This is a genomic window from Streptomyces sp. NPDC002884, assembly GCF_040295245.1.
Classification (GTDB): Bacteria; Actinomycetota; Actinomycetes; order Streptomycetales; family Streptomycetaceae; genus Streptomyces.
In genome coordinates this window covers 1-1,319 of the sequence record NZ_JBEOVB010000105.1, presented here as the reverse complement: position 1 = coordinate 1,319, position 1,319 = coordinate 1, and the positions used below count along the sequence as shown (strand labels likewise).

Annotated in this window: 2 protein-coding genes and 1 pseudogene; 2 read left to right on the top strand and 1 reads right to left on the bottom strand. The window is 66.6% G+C overall.

The genetic code is table 11. The features are described from left to right. Window positions 1-342 (top strand): hypothetical protein (locus tag ABT070_RS46195; RefSeq protein ID WP_351769366.1); only part of this gene is annotated, 342 nt, incomplete at its 5' end. Between the two features lie 218 nt (window positions 343-560). Continuing rightward, a pseudogene (locus ABT070_RS46190) lies at window positions 561-692 on the top strand (ATP-binding protein); the annotation flags it as partial. 33 nt (window positions 693-725) lie between these two features. Here the strand turns inward: ABT070_RS46190 and ABT070_RS46185 are convergent. Beyond that, window positions 726-1,100: a hypothetical protein gene (locus ABT070_RS46185; protein WP_351769367.1), complete on the bottom strand. Its 375-nt coding sequence runs from the start codon at window positions 1,098-1,100 to the stop codon at window positions 726-728. Window positions 1,101-1,319: the final 219 nt, after the last annotated feature.

The following is a 1,319-nucleotide window of genomic DNA, read 5'->3' as shown; positions in this document are numbered from 1 at the left end:
CACGCACGCCGCAACGGCGACGAGGGCGACCCGGCCCCCGTGCGCACACCGTGGCCGGACAAGCTCATCGAAACGGTCGCCGCACAGGACGCTCATCGCAAGGCCGAAGCAGCGCTGCGGGAACTTCCCGCCGAGCCTGACCAAGACCCGCCAGCACCCGCGCCTGCACCGATGACACCGATTAAGCACGCCCGACTGATCCACCAGATGTTCAGCCTCGTCGGCTACGCCATCGACAGCGACAACGTCGGCCTCAGCGACCACCAGGACCTCGTAGACACGATCCGCGGACTCTACGACCAGGCTGGCTCCGCAGCCCCCCGCGCACCCGAGGACTACTGACCACTCACCACGCGAGCCGTGCACCCCAGAGCACGAAGCCCCGGCTGGACGTGGGAGGCCGACCAGGGCAGGCGCCTCGCGGCGGAAGGCTCCGCAGGGGCTGCAGCCGGACGATCCTCGCCGCACCTCATGGTGGGTCGGCCCGGCACGTGTCGGCGTACACGTGAACGTCCCCACTCGCGTACGGATGAATAGGGACAGTTGTTGATGCGTTGAGAGGTGACGAGGTCTTGGCTACCGCCATCGTCGACCGCCTCCTCCACCACCGCGAAGTGATCTCCGTCAACGGCCCCAGTCACCGGCTCAGGAACCGCCTCAAGGACATCGAGCGAGAGAATGACGTGGCCTGACGACCCACGTCGATTCCGGCGACCGAGCGTTGATCAGTTGTTGATCACCTGCTGAAAGATCTCAGGGAACTCGCCGTTCTCGATCAGCCCGGCGATCACGTCGGTCATGTTGTCGATGCCGGGATCCCTGACGATCAGGCCGTCCGAGACCCAGAAGTACCGGCCCCCGAGGGCCTCGTCGGTCCCTGCCCAGAGTTTCATCAGGCGCTCGACTTCCGCGACGGTGAACACGGTCGCGGTCCAACGAGATCCGTCCTTCAGAGTCACGAAGACATCGACGTTGCAGACCTCGTCCAAGTCCTCGCCGTCGCTGGGCAGGAACGATGCCTCGAAGTCCTCCATGCGGACCCGATACCAGGGCTCGTCCCACCCTCGCTCGACCGATTCGGACCATGTGCTGGGGCTCATCGCGCGAGTGTCCCTGGTCGGGGCATCCATCTCAACCGAGATCCTCTGCCGTGCTGCTGCCCGCAGTCAGAGCTGGGGACGTTCGTCCGTACGCAAGGGGGGGAGATAGGTCCGTACGCCGACAGCACGGGGCGACAGCCCAGGCCGCTGCTCGCCCGCGGTTCATCAGGAGCGGCGAACTCGTGGTCGTGGGCGGCGCGGTCGCGGGCCTCGCCTCGG

Bases quoted from the DNA above. Each gene is read 5' to 3' on its own strand.
- ABT070_RS46185 (WP_351769367.1), bottom strand. From the start codon at position 1,100: ATGAGCCCCAGCACATGGTCCGAATCGGTCGAGCGAGGGTGGGACGAG.